This is a genomic window from Kribbella sp. NBC_00662 (assembly GCF_041430295.1).
GTDB lineage: Bacteria > Actinomycetota > Actinomycetes > Propionibacteriales > Kribbellaceae > Kribbella.
The window spans coordinates 5,648,521-5,669,189 of sequence record NZ_CP109029.1 but is presented as its reverse complement, the minus strand read 5'-3'; the positions used below and the strand labels follow the sequence as shown (position 1 = coordinate 5,669,189).

The window sequence follows — 20,669 nt, the reverse complement described above, 5'->3', positions numbered from 1 at the left end:
CGCTGCCGGTCAGGAGGTTCCGCTCGCCAGCTCCACTGCACGTGCCTTGTCGACGCCTTCGAGGCGGAACGTCACGCCGTCGCGCTCCCAGACCAGCGTGGGTCCGGCGATCCGTACGACGCGTTTGTCGACGAGCACCAGGTCGTGCGGGGCCTTGAACCAGAAGGCGTTGATCTGGTCGATGTACTCGAGGCTGCCGTAGTACCGCTTGAGGTAGAGCGGCTCGATGCCGGACTGGAACTGCTCCAACCGCACGCCGCTCCAGCTGGTTGCGATGAAGCCCTTCGATGCCTCTACGCCGGTGGGCGCGCCTAGCTCCTTCGGAAGCTTCGGGGTGAAGCCGGCTGTCTGCGCTGCCTGCTCCAACGACAGGTGCCCAGCGACGGTCGGCACCGGTGGCGCAGTACTCGGACCACTGCCGACGGGCTGCGCTTGGACGCCGCCGATCCGCAGCCACTCGGCGACCGTCGCCCGTACCGGTGGGGTCAGGGCGAGACCGGCGAGCAGTACGAGGAAGCCGGCGAGGAACGCACGCCACCGGTCGCGCAGGCGCTTCCGCACTGGGATGTCGGCGACGCGTGTGAGCACTGTGGCTGTCAGGGCGTCGTCGACCGGAGGTACGACGGCAGATCGCCCGACGGCCCGCAGCTCGTCTTCGAGGCTCATCGCTGCACCTCCTTGTCCGGTAGGGCGTCGCGGAGTCTCCCCAGCGCACGATGCAGACGCGACTTGACCGTCCCGCGTGGCCAGCCGAGTACTACGGCGGTCTCCTGCTCATCCAGGTCCAGCAGGTAGCGGCAGGTCACTACGAGGCGCATCGGCTCCGGGAGCGTGCGTACGGCGTTCAGCAGCTCGGTCCGACGCTCCAGCGACACTGCGGCATCAGCGGGATCCAGTACGACGTCCAGCGGCGCCGCCAGCTCCTCCCGCCGAGCACGCCGCCCGCGTGCCCGCACCGCGTTCCGGGTCTCGTTGGCAACAATCCGCAACAACCAGGGCCTGAAGGCAGCTCCCTCCCGGAACCCGCCCAACCCTCTGTAAGCCTTGACGAACGCCTCCTGCACCACGTCGTCCGCGTCCGCCCCCGCCCCCAGGAACACCGCCGTACGCTTCGCCACCAAGGCATACCGATCCACCAACTCGCCGTACGCGGCCCCATCCCCACCCCGCACCCGAGCCAAGACCTCAGCTTCATCGCCCTGCCCGATCACGTCTCCCATCCACAACCCCACCCCACCCGGGAGCCGGGCCCCTCACCCAGCCCGCCGAGCGGAGCGAGGCGGTTTCTTGTCATTGTCACTACACCGCCGAGCTTTGTCCGGTTCCCTGTATAAGGTCGACACCGTGCCTGAAGTCGACGCGAGCTTCCTCGCCCTCCCCCGTCATGAACTCGCCCAAGCGGCGCTCCAGCGCGCCCGCGACCTCGGCGCGACGTACGCCGAGTTCCGGCTGGAGCGGATCCGATCCGAGTCGATCGCCCTGCGAGACAGCGTGCTGGAGAGCGCGAAGGACGACGAGGACCTCGGCCTCGCCGTCCGCGTGATCCACGACGGCACCTGGGGATTCGCCGCCGGCGTCGCGCTGACCGTGGACGAGGCGGTCCGCGTCGCCGAGCAGGCCGTGAACATGGCGCAGGTGTCCCGCCCGATCAACGCCGAGACGATCGAGCTCGCCGACGAGCCGGTGTACGACGACGTCACCTGGATCTCGTCGTACGAGATCGACCCGTTCACCGTCCCACGCGCCGACAAGGTCGCCCTGCTCACCGACTACAGCGACCGCCTCCTGAAGGCTGACGGCGTCGCCCACGTGAGCGTCCACGTCGCGACCATCCACGAGTGCAAGTACTACGCGAACACCGCCGGCACGTCGTACACCCAGCAACGCGTCCGGATCGGCCCGAACATCACCGCCCACGCCGTCGCCGAGGACCGCTTCGACTCGATGTCGACCTGCGCCCCGCCGGCCGGCCGGGGCTGGGAGTACATGACCGGCACCGGTTGGAACTGGGATGAGGAGCTCGCCCAGATCCCCGGCTGGCTCGCCGAGAAGCTCGCGGCCCCGACCGTCGAGGCCGGCGAGTACGACCTGGTCATCGACCCGACCAACCTCTGGCTGACCATCCACGAGTCGATCGGCCACGCCACCGAACTGGACCGCGCCCTCGGCTACGAGGCGAACTACGCCGGCACCAGCTTCGCCACCACCGACAAGTTCGGCACGCTGAAGTACGGCTCGCCGGTCATGCACGTCACCGGCGACCGCACCGTCGAGCACGGCCTGTCCACCGTCGGGTACGACGACGAGGGCGTCGCCGGCCAGCAGTGGGACCTGGTCAAGGACGGCATCCTGGTCGGGTACCAGGTCGACCGCCGGATGGCGAAGAAGAACGAGGACCTGCTCGGCACACCGCGCTCCAACGGCTGTGCGTACGCCGACTCCTCCGGCCACATCCCGATCCAGCGGATGGCCAACGTCTCGCTCCAGCCCGCCCCGGACGGCCCGTCCACCGAGGAGCTGATCAGCCGGGTGAAGAACGGGATCTATATCGTCGGCGACAAGTCCTGGTCGATCGACATGCAGCGGTACAACTTCCAGTTCACCGGTCAGCGGTTCTACAAGATCGTCGACGGCAAGATCGTGGGCCAACTGCGCGATGTCGCCTACCAGGCGACCACGACCGACTTCTGGGGCTCGATGGAGGCGGTCGGCGGCCCGCAGACGTACCTGCTCGGCGGCGCGCTGAACTGCGGCAAGGCCGAGCCCTCGCAGTCCGGCGCGGTCACCCACGGCTGCCCGTCCGCGCTGTTCCGCAGCGTCCGCATTCTCAACACCACGCAGGAGGCCGGCCGGTGACGATTCAGCTCACGCCCCAGGACACCATCGAGCGCGGTCTGGCCCTGGCCGCGGCCGAAGGCGCCGACGGCTGCGTCGTACTCGTCGCCGAGACCTCCAGCACGAACCTGCGCTGGGCCAACAACACCCTGACCACGAACGGCGCGATGCGCGGCTCGAGCGTGACCGTGATCGCCACGGTCGGATCCGGCGAGGGTACGGCGGCCGGCGTCATCGGCCGCTCGTCCGTCACCGAGGACTCGTTGCGCGAGATCGTGTCCGCCGCGATCGCGACCGCCCGCGCCGCCGGGCCGGCCGAGGACGCCCGCCCGCTCGTCGACGGCCCGGTCGGCGCCGACTGGGATCTCGAGCCCGAGGAGACCACGGTCGGCGTCTACGAGAAGTTCGCGCCCTCGCTCGGCGAGTCGCTCAAGCGCGCGGACCTCGAGCGCCGTCGGCTGTACGGCTTCGCGAACCACGAGGTCGTCACGCTGTACGTCGGCTCGTCGACCGGGCTGCGGCTGCGCCAGGCACTCCCCCGCGGGTACGTCTCCTCGACCGGCAAGAACGCCGACCTCAGCCACTCGGCCTGGGTCGGAACGGCCACCCGTGACTTCACCGACGTCGACGCGCTCGCGCTCGACGCCGAGCTCACCCGCCGGCTCGGCTGGGCGACCCGGACGGTCTCGGTCGACGCCGGTCGGCACCCGACGATCCTGCCGCCGGCCGCGGTCGCGGACCTGATGACGTACCTGTACTGGCAGCTCGACGGCCGCGACGCGTTCGACGGCCAGACCGTGTTCTCGAAGTCCGGCGGCGGCACCCGTCTCGGCGACACCCTGTCGTCGCAGCCGGTGAACATGCACTCGGATCCGGCGCTGGCCGGTCTCGAGGCGTTCGCGTTCGCCGTGGCCCGGTCGTCGGGCGGCTCGTCGAGCGTGTTCGACAACGGGCTGACGCTGCAGGCCACGGACTGGATCCGGGGCGGGAAGCTCGAGCACCTGATGACGAGCCGTCATACGGCGGAGCTCATCGGCGTACCGGAAGCGACGCCGGACATCGCGAACTATGTCGTATCGGTCGACGGCGGCGCCGGCTCGACAGACGACCTGGTCGCGGGGCTCGACAACGGTCTGCTGGTGACGTGCCTGTGGTACATCCGGATGGTCGATCCGCAGACGCTGCTGCTGACCGGTCTGACGCGCGACGGCGTCTACCTGGTCGAGGGTGGCGAGGTGACGGGCGCGGTCAACAACTTCCGGTTCAACGAGAGCCCGGTGGATCTGCTTGCGCGCTTTACTGCCGCGGGCGCCACGGTTCCGTCGTACTCGAGGGAGTGGGGCGACTACTTCTCGCGGACGGCGACGCCGCCGCTGCTCGTGCCCGACTTCAACATGTCGAGCGTCAGCCAGGCCAGCTGAGCGACGCAGAAGGCCCCCGCGACGTGCTGTCGCGGGGGCCTTCTGTTGTGTCTGAACTCAGACGGTCGGGTAACCCGGCTCCGCCGGACCGGCCTGCCCCGGACCGCCGAACCGCTCGGCCGCCTTCGGGTCCGGACCGTACTGGTTGTCACCGGCGTTGCCCTCCTGGGCAGCCAGCACGATGAACCAGATCCACCCGATACACGGGATCAGGTTGATCAGGATCCACCAGCCGGAACGGCCGGTGTCGTGCATGCGCCGGATCGCCACACCGATCGTGGGCAGCAGCACCGCCAGGCTGTAGATCGTCGACAACCAGCCGGACGAGCTGCTCGAGCCCGAGCCGAAGTCGAGCCCGAGGATCCTGTCCAGGATGGACAGGATGATCGAAGCGATCACGTTGAAGAGCACGAACATCCAGTACTCTTTGCGGCGGGCCCGGCCGTCGAACACGGCGTACTTCTTCAGAACGTCGATGTACCACTGCATTGCTGTATCTCCGATGGTCGAAGGTGAGACGCGGACCGAGCCTGTCGGAACCGGTCGGGTTCGTCAATGCAACTTTTCGCTTTGGTGACCACACCGCAATCTGGCACGCCGATGCGGCAGGCAACTTCACCTGTTCGGAACCAGAACACCTAGAGCCGGCTTCAGCTTTCGGGCACGGGTTTCGTCATCGTGACCCGCCACATCCGCCGCTGACCTTCGTCGTACGGCGTCGTCTCGTCGAGCTGCCACTGCTCGGACAGCTCGCCCACGAGTGACTCGTCGAAGAACCGCCCGACGAACCCGTCGTGCACGGACAATCCGTCGTCGAGCCGGCTCCAGTGCCGCGAACACGGATCGGCCGTCGACCACACGGCGTACACGAAAACCCCGCCAGGACAGAGAACCCGGTGGATCTCGGCAACCAGCGAACGCAGCTCGGCCGGCGAGAACGCCATGTTCAGCAGGAGATTCGCGAACACCGCGTTGACCGTCGCATCAGCCACCGGCAACGGATCCCGTACGTCGTGCAACGCCGCCGTCACCCGATCGTCGAGCCCCTCCCGCTGCGCCTCCAGCCGCAACTGATCCAGTGCCGCCTCACTGAAGTCGGTGGCATGCACACTGAATCCCTGCCGAGCCAGGAAAAGCGCATCCCGCCCGTGCCCCGCCCCCAGCTCCAGCACATCATCGATGCCCGCGGCCCCGAACACCCCCGCCGCCCACTCCACCGCCGCCGACGGCTCCACACCATGCAGTTGCGGCCGCCGCGCATAAGCCGCTTCCCACCGCTCCTGCTGAGCCCTACCCAGCTCCACATGCCCAATATTCATCCTGCTCCCCGTGTTCGTCCCACCGACCTGGCCGATCGACAGACCGCAGCAGCCTACGCCAGAACCCGGACCAGACGCACCCGATCGACGAACCGTTCCCCACTGGACAGCGGATCCACGCTCACGAGGGGACTAGATGCCCACCGCCACCATTCCCGGTATCCACAGCTTTTCCCACAACCTCCGTCGCCCCGCATACACAACCGCTTCAAACCTCCCCCACACTTGGGTGGGGACGATGACCACCGGGGGGACCGGATGACGAATCGCAACGACAAGCAGACGGCAGACCCGCTGTTGCTCGCCGGCGTGTTGGAGAAGCTTCGCACGCACGATGGGCTCACCGCACCCCGCTTGCATTCCGGCCGCGCAGCATCCACTGCCCCTTTGCTGGAACTCGCCGCCACCCGGCGATACGCCAGCGTGCACGACCTGGACCTGCCATCCGCCGCCGTCGCCCTCGTCCGTGACTGCGTTCGCAGCGACCTCGACAGCGCTCAGCAGATAGTCGCCGACGTGATCCTCGCCCTCGGCCTGCATTCAGAAACGTATGCCAGCGCCAACGTCGAAGGCCGTGTCATCCAGTCGCTCTACACGACGTCCCTGAGCCGCAGACGCGAGACTCTACTGTCCAACTGGCACATCCTTCATCGAGCCCTCGGTCACGAGCCAGGCGAGGTCCCCAGCGACCGAGCCCTCCGTGGCACAACAGAACCCGCCATACTGCGCGAACTCGCCGACCAGCTGGTTCGGCGCAACATCTACTCGGTCGGCTCCACGGCCGTGGTCACGCTGGACGCCCTCCCGCCTGGCCAGGAAGCGCCGACGGGACGGGTGGTCGTCGTCGGCGGCGCGGTGATCGAAGCAACCTTCAGGATCAAGAGTCTGCCTGCCCTCGAGACGTCGAGCGAGGCCTATGGCTTCGATTTGTCTCCCGGCGGCAAGGCCTTGATCCAGGCCGTCGCAACGGCCCGGCTCGGACTGCGGACCTCACTGATCGCTGCCGTCGCGGGCGACCGATTTGGCGAAGAAATCATCCAGTACTTGCAGGACGAGGGCGTCGACACGTCGCTGGTGAAGCGCGTACCACGCAGCCGTACGGCCTTCACCGGAGTCTTGGAACAGGAGCTCGGCGACGGCATTGCGGTCAACTGGCCCAACCGCGACCAACTGTTCCTCACACCGCAGGATTTGGACGACCGGAACGATGCCTTGTCCGACTGCGACGCCCTCCTCGTGACCTTCGAGGTGCCGCGGGAGACGATGCAGCATACGCTCGCACTAGCCCATCGGGATGCGGATGCGCGGCCGCTGGTCATCGTGACCCCGAGTCAGCCGTACGTCGATGAGCGGATCAGCGGAGTCTCCTTTTCACGGATCGACTATCTGGTCGCCCACCCGTGGGAACTCGCCTCCTTCGCATCCCTCGGAGTGGCGCCGTTCGACCCGGACCAGTGGCACGGCACCTCCTGGCGTTCGGGGTGGAGACCCTCTGCCTGCTCGTCAACGGCGGCTGCACGGTCTACTCGAGCCCGGCCCAAGAAGTGATCAGCGTGCCGACGATCCCGTCGATCTACAAAGAGTCGTCCAAGGCCCGCGACGCCTTCTGCGCCGCACTCGCCGCGAGCCTGATCGACAACGGGGGCCGATTCTCCGACCAGGTAGCCCGATGGGCCGCAGCCGCGCTGTCCTGCGCGACCAGCGACTTCCCGCTCTCCAACTCGATGCCGACCCGCGAACGCATCAACACCCTCTTGGCCCGTTCCCGCTTCTGAGTCGCAACAACTCGCTGGACAACTTGGTCCGCTCAATCAAGTGCTTGCGACGACTCGCTGACGACCACCCGCCGCACGATCCACGCCCGCATACTTGAATTGCTGACTAGCTGCGTTGGGGGACGCGTGTCCGACCACCTGTTCCAAGGACAGACCGAGGCCACTTATCTGGTCGCTGTCCTGGAGTCCCTCCGCCGCTACGACGGCCTCACGGCCAAACGTCTCGCAACTCGAGCCGCTCAGCCCCTCCTACGCCTCCCCATCGTCCAGAACCAGGCCGTCCAAACGGGACATAAGCCGGCCGAAGCGGCACTCGAGGTCATCACCAGCCAGGTCCAGGCTCTCGGCTCCCCGACAGACCGGATCATCGCCGACGCAACTCTCAAACTCGGCATCTATCTGGAGGCGTACAAAGCCCGGAACATTCCGAAGAGAGCGATCCACCAACTGTCGGCGGGATCGCTCGGCAATCGACGAAACGTTCTCGTGGAGCACTGGACCGCGTTGCACGAGGCACTCGGCGAGGAGCCTCCGGAGGAGCCGCCGCCGGGGGAACACACGCTCCGTGCCCGCACCGAAAATCAGGTCTTCGAGCGACTCGCCGCTCTGCTCGTCAACCCGAGGTCCGCGATCGAACTCTCGGAGCCGGGTGAGCCGATCCCGACAATCACTGCTCAGACCGTCGACTCGACCGCCGCAGGCAAGGTGATCGTGCTCGGTGGCGCCGCGATCGACCACATCTGGCGGATCGGTTCTATGCCTGACGTCGGTACGTCGACGATGGCGATGACCTACACCCGCACGCCAGGAGGCAAGGGCCTGAGTCAGGCAATCGCAGCCGCACACCTGGAACTCGATGTCTCCCTGCTCGCGGCGATCGCCGCTGACGACGACGGCCGGGAGATCGAGTCACATCTCGAACGTGAGGGCGTGGATGTCGCTCTCCTGCAGCGGATCGAGCGAACCAACGTCAAGACTCCCGCGACGGCGATTCTGGAGTTGCCATTTGGCAACAGCGCAGCAGCCGTCTGGCGCGACGGCGTCGAGCTCGACACGGCAACCATCGATCGGTACGCCGACACCCTGATCGCCAGCGACGTACTCCTGCTGACCTTCGAGCTTCCGCAGTCGGTTCTGAAGCGTGTCCTCGACCTGATCGGCAATGCCGCTGATCCGCCCGTTGTGATCGTCACCCCGGGCCAGCCGTACGCGGACGGCCAACTGCTCAGCCCGCACCTCAAACAGATCGACTACCTCGTTGCCCACATGTGGGAGCTTGAGCGCTTCGCCTTCTCCGACGAGGCGAAGTACGACCCTCAGCTCCTGAGCGAAGATCTGCTGAGCCGCGGGTTGAGATCACTCTGCCTGCTCGGTGATCCCGGCGGTGGAAGCATCTTCGAGCGAGGCAAAGGACCGGCACAGATCCCCATCCCCAGCCGCGTCGTGAAGGAGTCCTCCATCACCCGAGACGCCTTCTGCGCCGCCCTGGCTGCCCGCCTGATCGAAGATCGCACTCTCACTGACGACACCATCCAATGGGCAGCCGCCGCCATGTCCAGCTTTGCCGACAACTACCACCAGGACCCCAGTCACCCGACCAGAGCCACAGTCGAAGAGCGTTACCGCCAAAACCCAAGTGGCACCGGCGGTTGAGTTGCCAATTGGCAACATCAGGTCGCGCGGTGGCAAGGAGAACTATTCGGAGATCTGCCTGCGCAATCTGGGGAATTGAATCCATTGACAAAACTGGGTACTCCCGATCTCAAATGCACCGGTTGACGATGGATGAAAGGCGCCACCAGCGCCTTCAGCGGAGTCGACAGGGACCGACCCCCGAGCCCGTCGGCCGCGCGAGATCAAGAGGCGAGGTCATCATGACCGCTAACCAGGCAATCGTACTGACGGGGATCTTCGGTCTTTGCTTCGTCGTCGTGAAGAATCCGAAGGCGACACTGAAAATCGGCGTCGCTCTCACTCTGGCAGCCGCGCTGTTCGGCGTCTACATCATCGTCGGGGCCGCTCGGGGCTTGAACACCGACCACAGCGACGTCGACCCCGCCCGAGTCCAGGCTGACCACCGGAACAACGCCGCATCCTCACCTACACCCCAACCCCGCTGACAGACGAGGCGCCGTGGTCAACAGACCACGGCGCCCAGCGAAGGAGGCAGTACGGTGCTGTGCACGATGACCTCACGATCGAGAGGCGCCGGCGACCGGAGCAGGGGCAGTATCCGAGTACCTGGGCGGGCGATCTGGCGGTCCTCCGATAGCGCTGCTAGCATCACGCGGATAACTCTGTGTGGTTGGCCAGCTACCGCGGCCCACGCACGCCATCAGCATGCTGTGCCGCATGCGGAGTCGTCGACGGCCGACCCTCGGCCCGCCGGCAGACCGCTCATCCACCTGATGAGCTCCGCCTCGGCATCGCACAAGAGGAAGCGATGTCCTGAGGTGTCCGGTGCGAATCTTCGGCCTGGCTCAGCTGGTCGGGTGACCGACTGGCGTGCCGAGCTGACGACATATCGAGGTCTGGTGTCGGCGGCATGGGGGGAGAAAACTGTTCATTGGCGATTCGCCGATCACAGAGAGACACCGTCTACCGGACAATGTGGGGTGACATCCGCCTGGCTGATGGTCGTCCTGCAAGATATTCACTCCGAACCGGCCGTCTATTGCTATGGCGATGTGCGGGCCGTTCGTGAGTCCTCGAACAATCTTCTCGATCACTGCTGGCTGGAGATCGGCGCTTCGGACGATCCGGACAGGACCGTCATCGACCTCACCTGCGACCAGTCGGCGATGTTCAACGGCCTTGACGTCCTGTGCTCGTCTCACGACAGCATCTGCACGAACTACGGGATGTCCTACGAGACCAGCCTCCGGCTCAGCCCCGAGGAGTTCGACAAGGACGAGGTGCAAGATCGCCTGGGGAGACTTGTCACATCTTTGGGCCCCGAACACCTTCCGGTGATGCCTGAACGCCTGAAGAGATTCTTCTAGCATTCGGACGAATGCCGAGCAGGCAACCGCGGCACGTGTCACCGGAGGATGCGCTGCTGCGCCTCGGATGTCACCCGTTCTGTGGCGCCGCGGATACGGCAGCAGAAGATCAACGAGTCCTTGAGCTCGACCTGACTCCTCGTCGCTTTCCGGTCCACGGCACAGAGGTCGTCGATCCGCCGGACGGACGGGAATTCAGCCCACATCTCACGCAAGCTCATGTACTTGCCTTTGTAGTACAAGTACGGCCGCGCCCGGACGGTCATCCACTGCTGCCAATTCGATGCACGGTAGCTGACCCCGGTGAATCCAAGATTCGGATCTACGACAGTTGTGAGCAGCTCGACATCGCCCTGCTGCCGGAAGTATTTCCGCACCTGAGCGAGCAGGTGTGAGACCGCGTTGGCAGGAGCGCCGTCGAACGAATAGACCCGAGACAGATCCCAGGCAGCCGCTCGCGGCACGTCGAACTGCGACCGCAGCACGTCGGCCACACGCCTCCACTCGAGCGGTGAGGCGCTGCACATCGTCACCGGCGTACCCGTCTGCTTGTCGACCAGAGCGAAGTTGAGTGAACCGCGCCGGGCGTTCCGAAGGTAGTGCATGCTGTTGAAGACCCGATCAGCATCCTTGCCGATCCGCCGGAACTCGAGGTCCGAGAGAGCATATTTCCGCCGTGGAATCAGATCGCGCACAGCTCGTTGATCGCTGCGGAGCCGAGCAGCGCTGCTGACCACGACACCCACGGCCGCCCAGTAGCTCACGGTCCCATCAGCATCCGCGTAACACGGTAGGTGCAGGCGAGTGCGTACGGCGAGTTCGCGTCGGTTCACACCCCAGAGACGAGCCAGGCCCAGCAAACCGTCTGTGGGATCGACATCCGTGATCCGTAAGGCGCCAGCCACGGATCGGCGCCGGGAACCAGTTCGCACCTCCCGATCCTGGCGTCCGTCGCAGGGCCGAGGGGTTTCCGCGACGGCATTCATTGTGGGCATCGTCTGGATGGTAGCGACTTGCTGTGACATCGCTACACCTCTCCACGACAACGCGGTCCGGCGCGCCGGTACCAGTTCCGCGCAGCGATCCTCGGCATCGAGTGCATCGGCGGGGAGATGCACAGACGTGGGCGCGTCCGTCTTTGGAACGCAGCCTGCCAGGGCAGAGTTTGACACGGTTGCCCCCCGATCCCTCGCTTGAATCTGTCACTCGTTGGCGGAGCAACAAGTGTCAATCGGCATTGTGGGCGCTGCCGGATTGGGGGCGCAAGGTCAATATTGCAAGGGGATTGGGGTGGCTGTGTGCAACGGGTTGGGGATGGTGCCGGTGACGGGGATGGGTGGGCGGGTGGCCAGGTCGGTGTAGCCGAGGGTCAGGCGGTAGCCGTTCAAGGGGTAGCGGAGGAAGGTTGGGGCGGTCAGGGCGGTGGCTGCCAGGCGGTCGGTGTATTCGGGGTGGTTCTGGGTGTAGCGGTGTACTTCGGCTAGAGCGATACCCCAGAAGATGTCTTCTGGGATTAGGGATTTGGCGGCCAGGGGGTTGAGGACGCCGAGGAGGAGGGCGTCGACGACGTACTGGCGGAGGATGGGCCACGGTTTGCGTGGGAGTACTCGGGCGTGAGAGTCCGGCTCGATGCCTCGGGCAACTATTGGGATGGTGGAGACGTTGATGTCGTCGACCAGGTCCTTGATGACGAGGCGGGCGGGGAGGCCGGAGGGGTCGCAGATGATGGCTAGGTTTTCACCGTGTGGGTTGACGGTGATGCCGTAGTGGTGGAGCAGGTGGAGCAAAGGGCGGAAGAGGGTAGAGAGGAGGCGGCTCAGCCAGGCTTGCGGGTCGGCTCCGGAGCGGGCGATCAGTTCTTCCGCTAGTCCAGGATGTAAGACGGCTGCTAGGGGCCAGACCGATTCGCCGTCTTGGAGGCGGGGGTCGATCGGGTCTCGCCAGATGACGCCGAGGGTTTCGGTCCATTGATATGGGATGCCCGGGGACATCGAGAGTTGGGGGTGGGGGGCGGTTACGGAGGCGACTTCGCCTAGGAGTTCGGTGCCTAGGGATTGGAAGAGGTCGTCTCGGGACCAGAGGCCTCGGAGCCATTGGGTGAGCATGGGGGCGGCTAGGGAGCAGTGGGTGGGGATGCCTCGGTAGACGGAGGTGTTGAGGATCTTCAGGGGGAGCTTGACCTGGTAGCGGTCCGGGCGGGTGATGTTGACCATGGTGCGGATGGATTGGGTGGGGAGGTACTCGTCGGGGGACTCCCCCAGGACAACGATTTCGTTGGTGGCTAGTTCTCGGGACCATTGGGTGCGGATGACGTGGTCGAGTTGCCAGGGGTGGCACGGGAGCCAGACGTAGGCGTCGGGGTCGTCGAGGCGCGCGCGGAATGCCTCCACTACGGGTGGGTCCAGTTCGCGGGCTATGACGGCGTGTTCGGAGAGGTCGGGGGTGCCGCGGAATTCGGCTAGGCCTCGGCGTACGGCTAGCCAGGTTAGGTGGAGCGGGGTGCGGGCTTCGGGGGCGTAGCGGGCTGTGTCGGAGGCGGAGAAGCCTAGGCGGCCCTTGTTGGCTACCAGGAGGGGGTGGCCGGTCAGGTGGCCTTCCAGGCGGGTGTGGTGGAGGTCCAGGAGCTCAGCAGCCGGTACGGCGGAGGCAGCCATTCGGACGTCGGCGGCCAGGGTGTTCGTGAGTTCGGCTACGTAGCCGGCGACGGTTGAGCCGTCCACTCGCAGTACGTCGGCTGCTTCTACGAAGAACTGGATGGGGTCGGTGGCGGGTTCGCTCTCGTCGTTGCCGAGGATGCCTGCAGTTGTACGGCGGATCGTGCCCGGATCGACGCGCCAGCTGCCGAAGCCGCCGCGGGTGGCAGTGAAGGTATAGGAAGCCGCGCCGAGCTCCAGGCGGTAGACGACCGGCGAGCCGGCCGGGTCCGGAGTCGAGGGGTCGAGTAGACCCTCGGTGGAGAACTGGGAGATCAGCTTCGCCAGCAGCTGCGAAGAGCACGACGTCCAGAGGTCTGTCATCCGGGGATCGCAAAGGTGGTGAAGGTGGTGGATTTGGGGAGGGGGAAGAGTTCGCGGGCGGCGATGGTGTTGAGGATGGTGGCGTTGCGGATGGCGCCGAGGCCTAGGTCGGGGGCTGCTACGCCGTGGGAGTGGAGGTCGGCGTTGGCTACGAAGAGGCGGCCGGCCAGACCGTCGGCGGCTGAGACGCTGTGGTCACGGTTGATCACCCAGCGGCCGGCGGCGTCGTGCTGGATCGCAGGCTGCAGCGACTCCATGAAGGGCAGCGGGCGGTTGCGGTAGCCGGTGGCGGCTACTACGGCGTCGGTGGTGTGGTGGAAGGTCTTGCCGCTGTCGGCGTGGAGCATGGTGAGTTCGAGGCGGTCGGCGCGGGCGACCGCGGAGACGACGCCGACGCCGACCTGCAGCTCGGCGGGCGCAGCGCTCAGGTCCCGCGCGTAGAGGACGTCGTGGATGTCTTCCAGGGTCTCCGACGAGATGCCCTTGTAGTGGCGCCACTGGTCCTTCACCAGTTGGTCGCGTACCGGCTCGTCCAGTGCGTGGAAGTAGTCGACGTACGACGGCGTCGTCATCTCCAGCACCAGCTTCGAGTAGTCCAGCGGTGTGAACGCCCCAGTGCGTGTCAGCCAGGACACTGCGGGCCCCTCAGCGCGGAGCAGGTCCAAGAAGCATTCAGCGCCAGACTGCCCAGAGCCGACGACGGTTACGTGGCCGACCTTCAACAGGTCAGAGCGACGGTAAAGGTAGTCCCCAGAGTGCAGGAAGCGCTCCGAGGGCAGCCCCGAAAGAGCAGCAGGCACAAACGGCTCCGTACCAACGCCAACCACCAGATGCCGAGCCTCAAAGGTCTTAACGGACGAGCCACGCTCCACGGTCAACGAGAACGCCGACCCGTCCCAGACCACGTCCCGCACGTGGTGGCCGAAGTGCAGTGACTCCAGCTGTGCAGCACACCATCGCAGGTACGTCTCGTACTCCCGCCGCGTCGGATGGAACTTCTCCCGCACGTAGAACTGGTAGAGCCGGTCATTCGCGCGAAGGAACGACAGAAACGACAGGTGGTGCGCCGGCTCCACCAACGACACCAGGTCCGCCAGGAACGACACCTGCAGCATCGCGTCCTCGAACATCACCCCCCGGTGCCATGTGAACTCCGGCCTGCTGTCCAGCACGGCAACGGAGAGGTCATCCACCTCGGACGCCAGCGCGGCCAGACCGAGATTGAACGGCCCACAGCCGATCGCGATCACGTCGTACATGTCATGCCTCCAGAGTCCGGGTGCGGACCATCAGTACTGCGGTCTTGTCGGGCAGCTGGAGCTCCCCGTGCTGGACGAAGCCCGCCGCGGCGAACGCGCGGACGGACGGGGTGTTCTGTACGTCGGGCTCGGCCACGACCCGCTCACACGCCGGATCGGCCCGCAGCAACGCGTCAGCAACCGCTCGGATCAGTCCGCGACCCAGCCCACGCCCGACCCGGTTGATGTCGCCGATGGCGAGGTGCATCCCCCAGTCGTTCTCGCCGCTCGAGTAGTACTCCGCCAGCCGGTCGTGCCGCACGCGGTACAGCTCGACGTACCCGAAGTCCTCGGTGTCGACGGCGGCCACGCACGGCACAGAGTGCTCCCCTGACGACTGCCGTTCCAGCTCTTGGGCCCAGCGCTCGACCGACCAGGCCTGGTGCCACCACTGCTGGATGTGCGGCTGCGCCATCCACAGCGCGATCCGGGCTGCATCGGAAGAGCCGGCGGGTCGCAGGTCGAAGCCGTTGTCCAGGTGGAGCATCGGCCGGATGTCGCACCTCACCGGAGCCGCAGCGGGTTCGGTACGTCGAGATAGACGGACTGGGCATCCAACGGCGCCACCACCTCGTCGATACCGCGCAGCCGGGTCAGCATGTTCGCTTTGCACGGCAGGGTCTCCGCCTCGAGCCAGCGCCGCGCCAGCCGGTCGCCAGAGGGTCCGGCAGCCTTCAGCAACGGCAGTGCGAGCGTCAACCGCTCCCGCACCACCGAAAGCAGCTCAGCCTCGTCCGCAACGCCATCGGCCGCCAGACAGCCCACAACAGCCAGCGCCTGGTTGTGCAGCAGGTAGTAGGTCAAGCGATCGTCCACAATCGGGTCGTCGACCACCGCCAGCGTCGAGTCATGCAACCCCGTCACCGCCAACAGACCACGCAGGTACGACGACGCGAGGTAGTACCCCTGGTTGTCGCGATAAGCGCCACCGCGAAGGCGTCCAGCCCCGTCCAGCCGCACCAGTGTGTTCTGCTGATGCGCCTCGAGCCCGATGCCCGTCTCGGCGTACAGGTGGAGCATCGGGACCAGCACGTTGTCGATGTACTCCGCCACCCACCCGGCCGGGTCGTCCGCGGCGTACACACTCAGCCGGCTCAGCCCACCAGCCCGAGGCGCGAGCAGCCCCGCCAAACACGCGTAGCTGTTGACGTCTGCCGGCACCTCCCGCACGGCAACGTCAAGACCGGTCAATGTCGGCCCACCCTCGTCCAGAGCAACCCAGGCCGGGTCCCTGACGATGCTGAAGCGCGGGTGCGCGGTCGCCGTCCCGGCGTTGTACGCCGCGTCCAGCAGCCGGTTGATCTCCAGGCCGCGCCGCAGCTCGGTCGGCGTCGACTCACGCCGCGAGTTGGTGATCCGCAACCCGAGCGACAACTTGAGCATCACCGGCACGTCCGGATGAAAGACCGTTCGCAACGAGGACGTCGGGTACCACTCCGCACCTTGCGGACCCAGCGCCTTCACCCGGCCGTCAGCGATCAAAGCGGCGACCCGCGGCCGCTCCAAGACGGACGCAGCCTGCCACGGATGCGCCGGGATCAGCACCCGGCCGGACGACGGGGTGATACCGGCCAGCGCGCCCATCAGCTGCACAGCGTCCAGTCCCTGCAGCGAGGGCGCGCCGGCCACCTGGTCCGACGACACCAGCTCGGCGTCGGCTTCGAACCAGTGCATCGCGAAACGGCCGCCCAGCTCCGGCGAGTACGCCGCCAACTCGGCACCGCTCAGTCCGTCCCGGCTCTTGGGCGCGGGATGATTCAGATGCCCGAACAGCAACGCCTGCTCGAACTCCAGGAAGCGCCCGGGCCCGCGCTCCCCCTCGGCCTCGGAGACGAACAGCGCGACGTTCCGCACCGACTCCGCCGTACGCGCCGCCAGGTCGTCGATCTCCACCGGATCAGCATCAGCGGAGAGCACCCGCACCAGGTCCTCGGGCACAGCCGGTACGCCGTCCACCAGCACGTCCGTGAACTGGTGCAACCCGGTGCGCGAGGCGTGCTCGACCCGGGCAGTCACCGTCGACGAGCCGACCGCGAACGACAACGGCCCGACAGCCACCGGCACGGACGATTCCCGGGTGTAGCACCGCAGGATCGCGTTCAGATGCGCAGCAACCGCAATACTCACGCTGCTCCCTCACCGGTCAGGACGTCGAGGCCGGTGGCCACGACCTGGTCGAGCAGGTCCTCGATGTCCGTCGCGGTGGCGTTCGGGTTCAGCAGCGTCAACTTCAACGCGACCGCCGCCGGGCGGCCGCCGCGGGCCGGCAGCTTGGTCCGGCCGATCAGCACCCGTCCGGACGTCAGCAACCGGCGCCGGACCTCGCCCTGGAGCGCGTCCACGGTGGCCGTCTCCAGTCCCTGCCCGGCGACCCGGAACAGCACCGTGGTCAGGGTCACCGGCGCCAGCAACTCGAGGTTGCTGTCGGCAACGACCCGGGCCGCGGCGGCATGCGCGAGCTCGTGACAGGTGTCGAGCATCGTGCCCAGTCCGGACCGGCCGTATGCCGTCAGCGTGGTGGCAACCTTGACCGCATCCGGACGGCGGGTGGTCTGCAGGCTGCGTCCGAGCAGACCGTCGAGCCCGGAGTCGATGTCGTCGGCCGGGTTCAGGTAGTCCACCGACCGGTCGAATGCCGAGAATCGGGTCCGATCGGCCACGAGCAGCACACTGGTCGCGGCCGGCTGCCAGCCGATCTTGTGCAGGTCCAGCGTGACCGAGTCCGCCAGCGGCAGCTCGGCGAGCAGCGGCGCGAGGCGATCGGAGAACAGCGCCCCGAACCCGTACGCCGCGTCCACGTGCACCCAGGCCCCATGCGCCCGCGCCAGCGCGGCGACCTCGGCGATCGGGTCGATCGAGCCGAAGTCCGTCGTACCGGCCGTGGCGATCACCGCGACCGGCGTACGGCCGGGCTTGGCGAGCTCGTCGGCCAGTACGTCGGTGCGCATCCGGAAGTTGTCGTCGGACGGAATCGTGATCGCGGCCGACTCACCGAGCCCGAGAGCGGCGCAGGCTCGCTGGACGGAGAAGTGAGCCAGTTCGGAGCAGAAGACGACCGGCCGAACCAGTCCGCCAACGCCGTTCCGCCGTACGTCGACTCCCGCGGCGGCGGCCGCGCTGTCACGGGCGATCAGGACCGCGAGCAGGTTCGAGATCGATCCACCGGGCGTCAGTACGCCGTCCGCCTCCGGACCGAACCCGGCCAGGCCGGCCAGCGCCTTCACGACCCACTGCTCGATCGCGAGCGTCGCCGGACCGGAGTCGTACGTGTCCAGCGACGCGTTCGAGGCCGACGCCAGCGCGTCCGCGTCCACCGCGACCTGGAGCACCGGCGGCTGCAGGTGCGCCGCCGCGTGCGGGTGGCTCAGGTCGATGCCGTTCTCGTCCAGCAGGCCCGCGATCAGGTCGAGCGCGGCCGACTCCCCCACCCCGGTCGACGGGACCCGCGGCTCACCCAGTACTTCGGCGGCCCGGCGCAGTACCGCTTCCGGCGAACCGTGCGGCAACGGTCCACGCTCCCGATCCGCAACCGTCGAGGCCAGCGGCCAGCGGGCGGTGAACGGATCGCGGACGGGTGTTGGCAGCGCGGTCAGACGCGCGGGCTGCGACATCCAGATCTCCCGGGAAGTTGTCGAGTAAGGCAACCCTTACTAAGGCAGACCTAACTTTTGCCCGCCTCACCGACCGTGTCAACTCAACCACCCGAAGCGTGAACATCCTCACGAACCGTCGGCGCCAGCCAGTGCGGCCCAGCGCTCCAGCCGAGCAGGCGGCGCCCGCCACCAGCCGTACGGCCGTCGGCGTCGAAGCGCTCGCCCGCGACCACCTGCTGCAGCCCGGCAACAGCCGGTGCCAATCGCGGGCCGGCCCGCTCCTCGAGCCGCGCCAGCGCCTCACCTTGCGAGGCCGGCGAGCAGAAGCTGAGGTAGAAGATCGCCTGCCGCCATGCGTACGCCGTGTTCTTGATACCCGTCAACGTCACCGGCTGGGCCTGCCGCTGCACCGCCCAGCCGAGCGCGCGGTCGGCCAGCTCGGGCGCGACCTCACGGAGCCAGTCGGTCAGCTCCAGCCCCTCGACCAGCACAGCCAGGTTGTGGGTGGTCAGGATCTGACTCTGCTCCAGCACGGTCCCGTTCTGCGCGACGTGGCCGCCGCCCCCGTTCGATGCCTCGCGTGAGCGTTGGCGGCATAGGTCCGCGAAGTCGTCCGCGGTCGCCTTCCCCCAGCGCTTGTACCGGCGTTGCTCGACGGCCGGCCACGACGCCGGCAGGTCGTAGTACCGCGCGTACAGCGTCCCGGACATCACCCGGCTCGCGACCGTCGCTGCCTGCCGCCACTTCTCGGTGAACGTCCCCATGAAGATGTCGGCCGCGACCTCCTCGACCAGCGGCAGCTTCAGATCGGCCTGCGTGGCGAGCGCGCCGAACTCACGAACCAGCGGATTCGGCAGGATCGTCTGCGGGAAGGCGGTCAGGGCCAGAGCTGTGGTCTCGCGCAACGATTGCGCCGCGGCCCGCGTCGCCTGGGTACGCCGATCGCGGTACGGCGCCACCGCGGCGATCCACGGAAGCTCCTCGAACCGCACCTGATGCTCGAGATTGAGCAGCAACAGGCTCCGCCGACGGCGAAAGGCCGCATAGCTCTGGGCGTAGGCCGCGGCCAACGATGGATCCTCGATGTTGGCGGCGAGCAACTGCGACGTGACCTGCGGCAGCACCTGCGCGAGCACCTCCCCCGAGCTGATGACGCCGCGATCCACCAACTCACCGATCGGAGCCTCCAGCGCCCGCGCCGCCTTCGCAAGCAGATGCGCCGGAATGGCAGAGCCGGCCGCCGCCGGAATCTCGTCAGCAGTCACCTCACCGTCGATCGCATCGAGCGTCGGCAGCCCACCGTCATCCGGGAACCGATCCATCCGGCAGCTCAGCACATGCGCCAAGGTCGCGTACGTCGGCCGCGCGGCGACCGCGTTCTGCGTCGTACGCAAGGCCGCACGCGCCTCCGATCCGGGGGCGCCGTGGGCCTGGATCGTGTTGGCCAGAGAGCGACGGATCCAGCCGACCTCACGACCTGTCAGGGCCGAGCTGTCGGACGGACACCGTTCGAGCGCCGCCTGCAGGCGGGCGAAGTTGTCCCGCGGCTGCCGATGGACCTCAGCCGCGGCGTGGAACTCGTCCAGCCATTGAGAACGCCGTTCCACCCAGTCGTCCGGCCACACTCGGCACGGCCATCCGCCGACGACCGCACCGTCGGCATCCAGCTGCGGCAGTTCGTCGTCGACCGTGTCGCACCAGAGCGCCACCAGGCGGTCGTACAACGGGTTCCAGACCCGCAGAGTCTCCAGCATGGCAGCGATCCGCGGCCGTACCGTTGCCTGCCGCAACGTACTACGGACCTCGGCCACGGGCTGCCGCCGCACCACCGACCCGGACGGCGTCGAGGACGCGCTGAACGTCGGCGTGAACCGGAGCCGATGCATCAGCGGCCGCAGCTCGGACGTGAGGTCGAGCGCCGCGGCGTACTGCTCTCGCTCGAGCAACCAGGCGACAACCAGCAGCGCCGACTCTTCCGGCACATCGATCCGATAGTTCCCGCTCCGCAGCGCCTGACCTAGCGAGGCAAGCCCTTCGTCGCTGAGAAACCACAGGTTGAGCCGCTCCCGATCGTTGTCCCCGGGTGCGTCAGAAGGCACCAGCGCGAGCTCGTCCTCGCGCAGCGGCGCCTCCGCCAGATACCGCCCGGTCGCGAACCCGCCGTGCGCCACCTCGAGCGTGACCGAGGCGGGCGTGTCGGCGACCGGAGTCCGCGATCCGACCGTCAGCCGGCCGGAGGTCATTCCGTCGAGAACGTTGCGCCAGGCATCGACCCGGGCGGCCGCGCGCCGTCGTACCGCGAGGTCGTCGGAGGTCAGCGCGCGCTCGAGAGCCTGTTCCAGCCGGCCCATCGCATATCCGGCCGAAGCCGTCGCCCGCTGCTCCTCCGCCATCGGATCCCCGTCCCCT

At 67.2% G+C, this 20,669-nt stretch carries 18 protein-coding genes; 7 read left to right on the top strand and 11 right to left on the bottom strand.

Going from position 1 to position 20,669, the window contains the following annotated elements:
- Window positions 1-9: 9 nt before the first annotated feature.
- The gene (locus OHA10_RS28230; RefSeq protein ID WP_371401779.1) at window positions 10-666 is read right to left on the bottom strand and encodes a hypothetical protein; all 657 of its coding nucleotides are present in this window, start codon (window positions 664-666) and stop codon (window positions 10-12) included.
- Window positions 663-1,220: an RNA polymerase sigma factor gene (locus OHA10_RS28225; protein ID WP_371401778.1), complete on the bottom strand. Its 558-nt coding sequence runs from the start codon at window positions 1,218-1,220 to the stop codon at window positions 663-665. The genes OHA10_RS28230 and OHA10_RS28225 overlap by 4 nt, the downstream gene beginning before the upstream one ends.
- Window positions 1,221-1,344: 124 nt before the next feature.
- Between OHA10_RS28225 and OHA10_RS28220 the strand changes: the two genes are divergently transcribed.
- Window positions 1,345-2,856, top strand: coding sequence for a TldD/PmbA family protein (locus tag OHA10_RS28220; protein WP_371401777.1), 1,512 nt, complete (start codon window positions 1,345-1,347; stop codon window positions 2,854-2,856).
- The gene (locus tag OHA10_RS28215; RefSeq protein WP_371401776.1) at window positions 2,853-4,256 is read left to right on the top strand and encodes a metallopeptidase TldD-related protein; all 1,404 of its coding nucleotides are present in this window, start codon (window positions 2,853-2,855) and stop codon (window positions 4,254-4,256) included. Before OHA10_RS28220 ends, OHA10_RS28215 begins: the two co-directional genes overlap by 4 nt.
- Window positions 4,257-4,313: 57 nt before the next feature.
- On the opposite strand, the gene OHA10_RS28210 is transcribed toward OHA10_RS28215, so the two are convergent.
- Both OHA10_RS28210 and OHA10_RS28205 read right to left on the bottom strand, forming a co-directional pair.
- A complete protein-coding gene (locus tag OHA10_RS28210; protein WP_371401775.1) occupies window positions 4,314-4,745 on the bottom strand; it encodes a DUF805 domain-containing protein in 432 nt (143 codons plus the stop codon).
- A gap of 161 nt (window positions 4,746-4,906) precedes the next feature.
- The gene (locus OHA10_RS28205) at window positions 4,907-5,575 is read right to left on the bottom strand and encodes a class I SAM-dependent methyltransferase (protein ID WP_371401774.1); all 669 of its coding nucleotides are present in this window, start codon (window positions 5,573-5,575) and stop codon (window positions 4,907-4,909) included.
- Between the two features lie 258 nt (window positions 5,576-5,833).
- On the opposite strand from OHA10_RS28205, the gene OHA10_RS28200 reads away from it, so the two are divergent.
- The 5 genes from OHA10_RS28200 (at window position 5,834) to OHA10_RS28180 (ending at window position 10,352) form a co-directional block, all read left to right on the top strand.
- Window positions 5,834-7,123, top strand: a complete 1,290-nt coding sequence (locus OHA10_RS28200) for a carbohydrate kinase family protein (RefSeq protein WP_371401773.1) — start codon at window positions 5,834-5,836, stop codon at window positions 7,121-7,123.
- A 5-nt stretch (window positions 7,124-7,128) separates the two neighbouring features.
- Window positions 7,129-7,350 carry a hypothetical protein gene (locus OHA10_RS28195; protein WP_371401772.1) on the top strand — a complete coding sequence of 74 codons (222 nt, stop codon included), beginning with the start codon at window positions 7,129-7,131 and terminating at the stop codon, window positions 7,348-7,350.
- Window positions 7,351-7,476: 126 nt separating this feature from the next.
- A complete protein-coding gene (locus OHA10_RS28190; RefSeq protein WP_371401771.1) occupies window positions 7,477-9,003 on the top strand; it encodes a PfkB family carbohydrate kinase in 1,527 nt (508 codons plus the stop codon).
- Between the two features lie 221 nt (window positions 9,004-9,224).
- Window positions 9,225-9,470 carry a hypothetical protein gene (locus tag OHA10_RS28185; RefSeq protein ID WP_371401770.1) on the top strand — a complete coding sequence of 82 codons (246 nt, stop codon included), beginning with the start codon at window positions 9,225-9,227 and terminating at the stop codon, window positions 9,468-9,470.
- Between the two features lie 372 nt (window positions 9,471-9,842).
- Window positions 9,843-10,352 (top strand): hypothetical protein, encoded by a 510-nt coding sequence (locus OHA10_RS28180; protein WP_371401769.1) that lies wholly within the window; start codon window positions 9,843-9,845, stop codon window positions 10,350-10,352.
- 38 nt (window positions 10,353-10,390) lie between these two features.
- Here the strand turns inward: OHA10_RS28180 and OHA10_RS28175 are convergent, their stop codons facing one another.
- From OHA10_RS28175 to OHA10_RS28145, 7 genes are all read right to left on the bottom strand, one after another.
- Window positions 10,391-11,116, bottom strand: a complete 726-nt coding sequence (locus tag OHA10_RS28175) for a hypothetical protein (protein WP_371401767.1) — start codon at window positions 11,114-11,116, stop codon at window positions 10,391-10,393.
- 504 nt (window positions 11,117-11,620) lie between these two features.
- Window positions 11,621-13,369 carry an IucA/IucC family siderophore biosynthesis protein gene (locus OHA10_RS28170; RefSeq protein ID WP_371401766.1) on the bottom strand — a complete coding sequence of 583 codons (1,749 nt, stop codon included), beginning with the start codon at window positions 13,367-13,369 and terminating at the stop codon, window positions 11,621-11,623.
- Window positions 13,366-14,628, bottom strand: coding sequence for a lysine N(6)-hydroxylase/L-ornithine N(5)-oxygenase family protein (locus OHA10_RS28165; RefSeq protein WP_371401765.1), 1,263 nt, complete (start codon window positions 14,626-14,628; stop codon window positions 13,366-13,368). The genes OHA10_RS28170 and OHA10_RS28165 overlap by 4 nt, the downstream gene beginning before the upstream one ends.
- Before the next feature lies 1 nt (window position 14,629).
- The gene (locus OHA10_RS28160; RefSeq protein WP_371401764.1) at window positions 14,630-15,154 is read right to left on the bottom strand and encodes a GNAT family N-acetyltransferase; all 525 of its coding nucleotides are present in this window, start codon (window positions 15,152-15,154) and stop codon (window positions 14,630-14,632) included.
- A gap of 17 nt (window positions 15,155-15,171) precedes the next feature.
- Window positions 15,172-16,794, bottom strand: a complete 1,623-nt coding sequence (locus OHA10_RS28155) for an IucA/IucC family siderophore biosynthesis protein (protein ID WP_371401763.1) — start codon at window positions 16,792-16,794, stop codon at window positions 15,172-15,174.
- Complete coding sequence (locus OHA10_RS28150) at window positions 16,791-18,278, bottom strand: aspartate aminotransferase family protein (protein WP_371401762.1); 1,488 nt, start codon at window positions 18,276-18,278, stop codon at window positions 16,791-16,793. Before OHA10_RS28150 ends, OHA10_RS28155 begins: the two co-directional genes overlap by 4 nt.
- An 83-nt stretch (window positions 18,279-18,361) precedes the next feature.
- Window positions 18,362-20,653 carry a hypothetical protein gene (locus OHA10_RS28145; protein ID WP_371401761.1) on the bottom strand — a complete coding sequence of 764 codons (2,292 nt, stop codon included), beginning with the start codon at window positions 20,651-20,653 and terminating at the stop codon, window positions 18,362-18,364.
- Between the last annotated feature and the right edge of the window lie 16 nt (window positions 20,654-20,669).

Bases quoted from the DNA above. Each gene is read 5' to 3' on its own strand.
- OHA10_RS28230 (WP_371401779.1), bottom strand. From the start codon at position 666: ATGAGCCTCGAAGACGAGCTGCGGGCCGTCGGGCGATCTGCCGTCGTA.
- OHA10_RS28225 (WP_371401778.1), bottom strand. From the start codon at position 1,220: ATGGGAGACGTGATCGGGCAGGGCGATGAAGCTGAGGTCTTGGCTCGG.
- OHA10_RS28210 (WP_371401775.1), bottom strand. From the start codon at position 4,745: ATGCAGTGGTACATCGACGTTCTGAAGAAGTACGCCGTGTTCGACGGC.
- OHA10_RS28205 (WP_371401774.1), bottom strand. From the start codon at position 5,575: ATGAATATTGGGCATGTGGAGCTGGGTAGGGCTCAGCAGGAGCGGTGG.
- OHA10_RS28200 (WP_371401773.1), top strand. From the start codon at position 5,834: ATGACGAATCGCAACGACAAGCAGACGGCAGACCCGCTGTTGCTCGCC.
- OHA10_RS28185 (WP_371401770.1), top strand. From the start codon at position 9,225: ATGACCGCTAACCAGGCAATCGTACTGACGGGGATCTTCGGTCTTTGC.
- OHA10_RS28170 (WP_371401766.1), bottom strand. From the start codon at position 13,369: ATGACAGACCTCTGGACGTCGTGCTCTTCGCAGCTGCTGGCGAAGCTG.
- OHA10_RS28165 (WP_371401765.1), bottom strand. From the start codon at position 14,628: ATGTACGACGTGATCGCGATCGGCTGTGGGCCGTTCAATCTCGGTCTG.
- OHA10_RS28160 (WP_371401764.1), bottom strand. From the start codon at position 15,154: ATGCTCCACCTGGACAACGGCTTCGACCTGCGACCCGCCGGCTCTTCC.
- OHA10_RS28150 (WP_371401762.1), bottom strand. From the start codon at position 18,278: ATGTCGCAGCCCGCGCGTCTGACCGCGCTGCCAACACCCGTCCGCGAT.
- OHA10_RS28145 (WP_371401761.1), bottom strand. From the start codon at position 20,653: ATGGCGGAGGAGCAGCGGGCGACGGCTTCGGCCGGATATGCGATGGGC.